This window comes from Mesorhizobium sp. M7A.F.Ca.CA.003.01.2.1 (assembly GCF_003998945.1).
GTDB classification, from domain to species: domain Bacteria; phylum Pseudomonadota; class Alphaproteobacteria; order Rhizobiales; family Rhizobiaceae; genus Mesorhizobium; species Mesorhizobium ciceri.
In genome coordinates this window covers 1-7380 of sequence record NZ_RZRA01000170.1, presented here as the reverse complement: position 1 = coordinate 7380, position 7380 = coordinate 1, and the positions used below count along the sequence as shown (strand labels likewise).

At 63.7% G+C, this 7380-nt stretch carries 7 protein-coding genes and 2 pseudogenes; 5 read left to right on the top strand and 4 right to left on the bottom strand.

Translation table 11 applies throughout. The annotated features are described in order from the left end of the window. A partial coding sequence (locus EN969_RS09710) for a chloride channel protein (RefSeq protein ID WP_164758199.1) occupies positions 1-887 on the bottom strand: 887 nt, incomplete at its 3' end. Positions 888-1266: 379 nt separating this feature from the next. Here EN969_RS09710 and rlmN point away from each other — a divergent pair. Genes rlmN through EN969_RS09695 form a run of 3 tightly spaced genes read left to right on the top strand, consistent with a single transcriptional unit; the run spans position 1267 to position 3427 of the window. Further along, the gene (rlmN, locus tag EN969_RS09705; protein WP_063169553.1) at positions 1267-2502 is read left to right on the top strand and encodes a 23S rRNA (adenine(2503)-C(2))-methyltransferase RlmN; all 1236 of its coding nucleotides are present in this window, start codon (positions 1267-1269) and stop codon (positions 2500-2502) included. 35 nt (positions 2503-2537) lie between these two features. Next, positions 2538-2948: a hypothetical protein gene (locus EN969_RS09700; protein WP_224618958.1), complete on the top strand. Its 411-nt coding sequence runs from the start codon at positions 2538-2540 to the stop codon at positions 2946-2948. After that, the gene (locus EN969_RS09695; protein WP_063169555.1) at positions 2948-3427 is read left to right on the top strand and encodes a hypothetical protein; all 480 of its coding nucleotides are present in this window, start codon (positions 2948-2950) and stop codon (positions 3425-3427) included. Before EN969_RS09700 ends, EN969_RS09695 begins: the two co-directional genes overlap by 1 nt. Positions 3428-3433: 6 nt before the next feature. On the opposite strand, the gene EN969_RS09690 is transcribed toward EN969_RS09695, so the two are convergent. Together EN969_RS09690 and EN969_RS09685 are read right to left on the bottom strand one after the other, a co-directional pair. Next, positions 3434-4075 (bottom strand): LysE family translocator, encoded by a 642-nt coding sequence (locus tag EN969_RS09690; protein WP_013528810.1) that lies wholly within the window; start codon positions 4073-4075, stop codon positions 3434-3436. Positions 4076-4200: 125 nt separating this feature from the next. Then, positions 4201-5142 (bottom strand): annotated as a pseudogene (locus EN969_RS09685) (GGDEF domain-containing phosphodiesterase); the annotation flags it as partial. A gap of 214 nt (positions 5143-5356) precedes the next feature. Here EN969_RS09685 and EN969_RS09680 point away from each other — a divergent pair. After that, positions 5357-6580 carry an argininosuccinate synthase gene (locus tag EN969_RS09680; protein ID WP_063169556.1) on the top strand — a complete coding sequence of 408 codons (1224 nt, stop codon included), beginning with the start codon at positions 5357-5359 and terminating at the stop codon, positions 6578-6580. A gap of 5 nt (positions 6581-6585) precedes the next feature. Beyond that, the gene (locus tag EN969_RS09675) at positions 6586-7107 is read left to right on the top strand and encodes a hypothetical protein (protein WP_027162880.1); all 522 of its coding nucleotides are present in this window, start codon (positions 6586-6588) and stop codon (positions 7105-7107) included. A gap of 72 nt (positions 7108-7179) precedes the next feature. Here the strand turns inward: EN969_RS09675 and EN969_RS09670 are convergent. After that, a pseudogene (locus tag EN969_RS09670) lies at positions 7180-7380 on the bottom strand (lytic murein transglycosylase); the annotation flags it as partial.

Here is a 7380-nt window from a genome sequence, read left to right as displayed (position 1 = left end):
ATGCCGATCACCGCCACCGCAAGCCCGCAGATTGCGGCCACGATCAGGGCGCGCCGCAAAGGCTGCCCAGTGTTCCAGCGCCGGATCCGCCGCGTCGCCTTCAACGCCAGCAGCGAGAACAGCGCGCCGAACCCGCCGCCGATGACGCCGCAGGCAATCACCAGCGGCCACTCGGCGGCAAACGAGATGGTGTCCCTGGCGACGCCAAAATAGGTGTAGTTGCCGAGCAGCCCGAGCGAAGCGAGACCGGCCAGGATCACCGCCGTCAGCACCAGCCCGTTGGTTCGCGCCTCATAGGTGCGGCCCATCTCCTCGATGGCGAAGACGATGCCGGCCAGCGGCGTGTTGAAGGCGGCGGCAATCCCGGCGGCCGACCCGGCCAGGATCAGACCCCGGGCCTGCACCATGCCGCCCCAGCGTGCCGCCTGCAGCATCAGCGACGCGCCGACTTGCACCGTCGGACCCTCGCGGCCGATCGAGGCGCCGCAGAACAGGCCGACGATGGTGAGCATGATTTTGCCGGCCACCAGTTTGAGGGACAGGATGTGGCTGCGGTCCTCGTCGTCACGCAGATGGCGGGCGGCGATCGCCTGCGGAATGCCGCTGCCTTGCGAACCGGGAAAGAAGGTGTGGGCAAGCCAGGCGCACAGCACGAAACCCAACGGCGTAATGGCAAGCGGCAGATAGAAACGCCAGCCGCCTGCATCTCCTGTCATCAGTTGAAACAGTTCCTGCGCCCTGTCGGCCAGCACCGCGAACAGCACGCTGATCACACCGATGCCAAGCGCGCCGGCCCAGAACACCAGGCGCGGCTGCCAGACCCGCCGTGAGCCCCACATCGCGCGCGAACGCCGCAGCATGGGATATTTTCGCGATGTGCCGGCCATGTCTGTCCTCGAGCGGGGAATGTTTCGGCCTAACACAGCTGGGCAGTCTATTAAACTAGCGCCGGAAAAACCTGTCGTTGGCGCTCGCCTGAGTGCCAGGCGGAAGCATCGCTTCGGTGAAAGGTCGACCCCCACTCCGTCGAGCTACGCTCGACGGAGTGGGGGAAGCCATCAGCCAAACGCGCTGCCGCCGCAAGACAGGCATTATCGGGAGAGAAATGCCCGCCATGACGAGGGGCGGTGCCGACGTCGTTCCAAGGCGATCGTAGATCGTAAAGCTAGCTGAGCATGACTCTGCCCTCAACCTGTGCTATGCGCCGCGCTTCCTTTCCGGCACGATGCGTGAAATCGGCCGCAAACCGCTTATATCAGTGCAACCATGACCCTTTCATTCGATCTCACCACTGACAGCGCCCGCGACGCGTTGCGTGCCCGCTCGGCACAGCCCGAAAAGCAGTCGCTGATCGGCCTGACGCGGATCGAACTCGCCGAGACTCTGGTTGCATCAGGCGCTGTGCCCGAGCGCCAGGCGACAATGCGCGCCCAGCAGCTGTGGCACTGGATGTATGTGCGCGGCGTCTCCGATTTCGCCGGCATGTTCAACATCTCCAAGGATCTGCGTGCTGAGCTCGACAAGCATTTCACCGTCGCCAGGCCCGAGATCGTCGAGGAGCAGATTTCCGCCGACGGCACGCGAAAGTGGCTGTTCCGCTTTCCGCCGCGCGGCGCCGGCCGGCCTGTCGAGATCGAAACCGTCTACATTCCCGAAGAGGGTCGCGGCACGCTGTGCATCTCCTCGCAGGTGGGCTGCACGCTGACCTGCTCGTTCTGCCACACCGGCACGCAGAAGCTGGTGCGCAATCTGACGGCCGAGGAGATCCTCGCCCAGCTGCTCACCGCCCGCGACCGGCTCGGCGATTTCCCTGACCGCGACACGCCCGACGGCGCCATCGTGCCGGCCGAAGGCCGCAAAGTGTCCAATATCGTCATGATGGGCATGGGCGAGCCGCTTTACAATTTCGAAGCGGTGAAGAAGGCGCTGCTGATCGCTTCCGACGGTGACGGCCTGTCCCTGTCGAAGCGGCGCATCACGCTGTCGACCTCCGGCGTCGTGCCGGAAATCTTCCGCACCGGCGAGGAAATCGGCGTCATGCTGGCAATCTCGCTGCATGCCACCAATGACGATCTGCGCGACTTGCTTGTGCCGATCAACAAGAAGTATCCGCTGAAGGAACTGATCGCCGCCTGCCGCGCCTATCCCGGCCTGTCGAACGCCAAGCGCATCACCTTCGAATATGTGATGCTGAAGGACGTCAACGATTCCATCGAGGACGCCAAGGGACTGATCAAGCTGCTCAAGGGCATTCCGGCCAAGATCAACCTGATCCCGTTCAACCCGTGGCCGGGCACCAATTACCAGTGCTCGGACTGGGAAACGATCGAGAAATTCGCCGACTACATCAACAATGCCGGCTATGCCTCGCCGATCCGCACGCCGCGCGGCCGCGACATCCTCGCCGCCTGCGGCCAGCTCAAATCCGACTCCGAGCGCATGCGCAAGGTCGACCGGCTGGCTCTGGAAGCGATGATGATAGCGGGGCACGGCGAGGCGTGAACCGCCCCTTCGCCTGCCTAAGACGCCTCGCCATCATGGCGGTCGGCTATATCGCCGCCGTGCTGACCTCGATCCTGGTGCCGGTGCTGCTGATCGCTCTTCTGGAAGGCATCGAAGACGGCAACTGGTCGATCATTTTCGCCTTCGACTGGCTTGGCTCGTTCCCGCTCGCCGTGTTGACCGTAATGATCGGCGCGCTGTTGATCGTCGGCCCGGCGCTCTTTGTCGCCGAACGGTTCTCACTTCGAGGATGGTTCTACTTCGCCGCCACTGGTGCGATCACGTCCATTGCCTTTGGCGTATCCATGCCGCGCTCGGCCAGCAGCTTTGTCTTCAATCCGGGCTTTCTGGGTTTTCTCGCCACCGCCGGCATCGCCGCCGGTTGGATCTACTGGCTTCTGGCTGGACGCAGGTCCGGCACGGGCCGGAATCTGGGCCGGGATTGATGGCGCGTCTCGTCGGCTACCTCATCCGTTTCACCGTCATCCTGTTCGGCTATGCCGTCGCCTCGCTGGCGGCGAGCGCCTTCCTCAACATCCTGTTCCTGGCATCGCTCGGCTACACGCCGGAGCATGCGCATCCGACGGCGACGGCTTCCCTGTATTTTTCAATTCCCTTCGCCGCCCTGTTCGTCGCCTATTTCGCCCTGATGCCGGCCTCTGTCGTCATCCTGCTTGCCGAAATCCTGGGCCGGCGCGACTGGCTGTTCTATGCGCTGGCGGGCGCGGTGGTTGCCGGTGTTTTCCTCGGGCTTGCCGACCACAGCGGTGACACCGCCTTCGCCGTCAGGGACACCAGCGCCATCATGGCCGTGATCGGCAGCGGCATGGTCGGTGGTATCTTTTACTGGCTCAGCGCCGGGCGCTGGGCCGCAAGCTGGTGGCAAGGCGAACCAGAATCAAAAGAGGATGGCCGGACAGGATGACGGCGCCTACTTCGCCTGGGCCGTCAGGATCTTGAGGGCGAAGGCGGAGAACACGCCGGCAAACAGATAGTCGACCACCCGCGTAACGCGCGGGCTTGCCTTCATCGCCGCCGAAAACTTTTCCGCCGCCAGCACCATCGGCACCGTCACCGGGACCGACAGCACGATGAACATCGTGCCCAGGAAAAACAGCTTTCCCGGTGCGTTCGGATCATGTGCGGAGACGAACTGCGGCAGGAAGGTCATGAAGAACAGGATGATCTTCGGGTTGAGCAGATTGACGCCGAGGCCCGCCGCCCAGCTGCGCAACAGCGAAATCTCGGGTCCCGTCTTCTTCTCCGGCGAAAAGGCCGAGCCCCTGGTGATTGCCTGCCAGGCCAGGAAGACGAGATAGCCGGCGCCGAAGATCTTCAGCACGAAGAATGCCATCGGCGAGGCGACGATCAGCGCCGAGACGCCGACCACCACCAGCGTGGTGTGGATCAGCGTGCCGCACAGCGCGCCGGCCATCGAGGCAAAGCCGGTGGCACGGCCCTGGCTCAGCGTGCGCGAGACGAACAGGGTCATGTCCGGCCCCGGCGTGATCGCCAGGATGACCGTGGCGATGGCGAACTGGATCAGCGTGGTGGTGTCTGGAATGAACGACATGAGCGGCCCCGGGGAATTGGGAGGCCTATACAGGATGCGCCATGTCGACGCCAGACACAGCAGCGATCCGATCTCGATCCAGCAGGCGTCTGCACGGCATTCGCTGGGCGCCGGCCGCGGCAGTCCTATGCCTGCCTGCTCAGCCGTATCCTCGCTGGCTCCTCCGCGAAGAGTCGATCGTTGCGGACATCGGTGTCCCCGGTGATCTGGTCGATCGGCTTGGGCCGGCCGAGAAAATAGCCTTGCGCCTCATTGCAGCCTTCGACCTGCAGGATGGTGAGCTGGACATGTGTCTCGACGCCTTCGGCGAGCACCGGAATGTCGAGGCTGCGGCCCAGCGTCAGCACCGCCCGGATGATGGCCTTGGCCTGCGGGCTTCGCTCGACATCGGCCATGAATGAGCGGTCGAGCTTGATCTTGTCGAAGGGAAACGAGCGCAGCGTATCGAGCGATGAATAGCCGGTGCCGAAATCGTCGATCGCGATCGTCACCCCAAGCGCCTTGACCTGGCGCAGGACATGCAGCGTGCGCACCTTGTCGGCGACGATCGTCGATTCGGTCAACTCCAGCTCCAGCCGTTTCGGCGACAGCCCGGTCTCGATCAGGATCTGATGGACGAGCTTGGCGAGATCGGCATGGGCGAACTGCACCGGCGACAAATTGACCGCGATCTTGTGGCCATTGCCCCACGAGGCCGCCTGCCGGCACGCGGTCCGCAGCACCCATTCGCCGATCGCCATGATCGAGCCGTTCTCTTCGGCAATCGGGATGAATTCGGCGGGCGGGATCATGCCATGCACGGGATGGGTCCAGCGCAGCAGCGCTTCGTAGCCGCAGGTGGCGCCGGTCGGGACCGAGGTCTGCACCTGATAGTGAAGCGAAAGCTCGCCGCGGTCGATCGCCTGGCGAAGGTCGGTGGCCAAGGCGCGGCGCGCCCGCGCCGTCTCGTCCATGGCGGATTCGTAGAAGCAGACGGCTCGCGTCACGTCGTTCTTCGCCCGGTACATGGCAAGGTCGGCGTTGCTGACCAACCGCTCGCGGTCGGCCCCGTCGCGCGGATAGACCGCGCTCCGTGCTGAACTGCATCTTCTTAGTGCTGCGATGCGGGGCGCCATGGCACGGTCCCGCCAAAACGCCACGGCCCAGGCATCGCGCTCCCGCCATGCGCTGGACCAGAAGCCATGCATGCACGCGTGCTTGCTCGCTCTGCCGTTCCTGCTAAAAGGCGCTGCGACAATCTGTGACGCCCAGGCTGGGGCGTCCGCCACCGACGGGGTAAAAATGTCCAAAACCAAAGACATCAAGAAAGTCGTGCTCTCCTATTCCGGCGGTCTCGACACATCCATCATCCTGAAATGGCTGCAGACCGAGTTCGGCGCCGAGGTCATCACCTTCACCGCCGATCTCGGTCAGGGTGAAGAGCTGGAACCGGCGCGCCGCAAGGCCGAGATGATGGGCATCAAGGACATCCGTATCGTCGATGTGCGCGAGGAATTCGTCGCCGACTTCGTCTTCCCGATGTTCCGCGCCAACACCGTCTATGAAGGCACCTATCTGCTCGGCACCTCGATCGCCCGGCCGCTGATCTCCAAGCATCTGGTCGATATAGCCCGGGAAACCGGCGCCGATGCGATCGCGCATGGCGCCACCGGCAAGGGCAACGATCAGGTTCGCTTCGAGCTCTCGGCTTACGCACTGAACCCCGACATCAAGGTCATCGCGCCGTGGCGCGACTGGTCGTTCAAGTCGCGCACCGACCTGATGAACTTTGCCGAACAGCACCAGATCCCCGTGCCGAAGGACAAGAAGGGCGAGGCGCCGTTCTCGGTCGACGCCAACCTGCTGCACTCCTCTTCCGAGGGCAAGGTTCTGGAAGATCCATGGAGCGAGCCGCCGGAATTCGTCCACCAGCGCACCGTTTCGCCGATGGATGCGCCCGACAAGGTCACCGAGATCGAGATCGAGTTCCTGAAGGGCGACCCGATCGCGCTCAACGGCAAGAAGCTGTCGCCGGCAACCATGCTGGCGGCGCTCAACGATCTCGGCCGCGACAATGGCATCGGCCGGCTCGACCTGGTCGAGAACCGCTTCGTCGGCATGAAGTCGCGCGGCGTCTACGAAACGCCAGGCGGCACCATCCTGATCGCCGCCCACCGGGCCATCGAATCGATCACGCTCGACCGAGGTGCGGCCCACCTCAAGGACGAGTTCATGCCGCGTTACGCCGAGCTGATCTATAACGGCTTCTGGTTTGCGCCCGAACGGCTGATGCTGCAGGCGATGATCGACAAGAGCCAGGAAGACGTCGAGGGCACGGTGCGGCTCAAGCTCTACAAGGGCAACGTCATGGTCACCGGCCGCAAGTCGAAGAAGACGCTTTACTCCGATGCGCTGGTCACTTTCGAGGATGACCGTGGCGCCTATGACCAGAAGGACGCCGCCGGCTTCATCCGCCTCAATGCACTGCGGCTGAGAACGCTGGCAGCGCGCAACCGCGCCAAGTAGGGCGGATGCGCGGTTTCGGTCGCTGCCTGGCGCCGCTGGTTGTTCTGGCGACGCCGGCCGCCGGCCAGGAGTTCGACCCCGCCTCTCTTGACCTTCCCGCGCTGATCGAGTGCAGGGCGGACGTTCCGACTTACAACGACTTTGCCCTGTGGCTGTCCAGCGCACCGGGTGCCGTTGAAACGCTTGGCTGGAAGGAGGTTGCCTCCGCCAATCCGTTTCTCAGCCAATACGAACTGCCGGCCAAAATCCGCGTGTTCAACCGCGAGACAGGATCGATCGTGTTTACCGCTGCGGGGCCGATGGCCGTGCTCGACGGCGTTGCCGCGCCGGAGCTTGCAAAAGAACTCGACGTCATGGCCGTGTTTTCCACGCCGCAAAAATTCCTTGGCGAAAAGGTCGTTGTCCAAAGCACCGAAGAGTCGGAAGGATTGACCTTCTCCACCGACGTCAAGCTCAACGTCTCGACCGTCGAGTCCCATCCCGGCAAGACCCTGGCCGGCTGCTCCTACACGCTCGAAATCAAATAAAAACCCGGCATTCACGCCGGGTTTTCGATCAAGTCAAAAATGGCCGGGGCCTTCTGCCCGGTGCATGTTCCGTCAATCGCCGTCGATCGCCGTGGCAATGCGGGCGATGGCCTGCTGATAGACGCTCGCGGAATTCCAGCCGGCAATCGCGCCCATATTCGCACTCGCGCTCGCACCTGCCCGCCAGCCATGGCCCTTGAGGAAGTTGGCAGTGGAAGCCAGCGCCGTGCCCTTGTCGCGCAGGTTTCCGCCGCCGACGCCATATTTCAGGAC

Coding starts and splice junctions, on each gene's coding strand:
- EN969_RS09690 (WP_013528810.1), bottom strand. CDS start 4,075: ATGTCGTTCATTCCAGACACCACCACGCTGATCCAGTTCGCCATCGCC.
- EN969_RS09680 (WP_063169556.1), top strand. CDS start 5,357: ATGTCCAAAACCAAAGACATCAAGAAAGTCGTGCTCTCCTATTCCGGC.
- EN969_RS09675 (WP_027162880.1), top strand. CDS start 6,586: ATGCGCGGTTTCGGTCGCTGCCTGGCGCCGCTGGTTGTTCTGGCGACG.
- EN969_RS09695 (WP_063169555.1), top strand. CDS start 2,948: ATGGCGCGTCTCGTCGGCTACCTCATCCGTTTCACCGTCATCCTGTTC.
- EN969_RS09700 (WP_224618958.1), top strand. CDS start 2,538: ATGGCGGTCGGCTATATCGCCGCCGTGCTGACCTCGATCCTGGTGCCG.
- rlmN (WP_063169553.1), top strand. CDS start 1,267: ATGACCCTTTCATTCGATCTCACCACTGACAGCGCCCGCGACGCGTTG.